The organism is Streptococcus sp. HMSC074B11, from assembly GCF_001808705.1.
Classification (GTDB): Bacteria; Bacillota; Bacilli; order Lactobacillales; family Streptococcaceae; genus Streptococcus.
Genome location: NZ_KV794277.1, coordinates 1 through 431 on the forward strand (window position 1 = coordinate 1; position 431 = coordinate 431).

1 protein-coding gene is annotated in these 431 nt (G+C 42.7%); it reads left to right on the forward strand.

The genetic code is table 11. The annotated features are described in order from the left end of the window. On the forward strand, positions 1-431 hold a 431-nt coding region (locus HMPREF2619_RS07175), incomplete at both ends, for a hypothetical protein (protein ID WP_261673725.1).

Here is a 431-nt window from a genome sequence, read left to right on the forward strand (position 1 = left end):
AACCAAAGCTTCTGCAACTTACACCCCAACAGTAATACCGGTGACTCCAACTGCTACACCAGCAGAATCAACTGGCCCTCAAGGTCTTGTTCAAACTGGAACAGTTACCTTCACTGAAGGTGACCCAGTCGCACCAATCGACAAGGATACCATTACTCTTCTTGACAAGAATGGTCAACCAGCTATATCAGTAGAAGCGAAATCACCAGAAGGCAAGGTTGTTGGTACTTTCACAGTTGATAAGAAAACAGGTGTTGTGACTTTTACACCAACTGATAAATCTTATTCAGGTGATGTTGTTCCAGTTAAGGTTCAAGCAGCTGACACAAATGGAACAACAGTAGAAACAACATATACACCGAAGATTACTCCAGTCGTTCCAACATCTGAAGATGCAACATCGACAAATATTCAAGGTGCCACTCAAACAG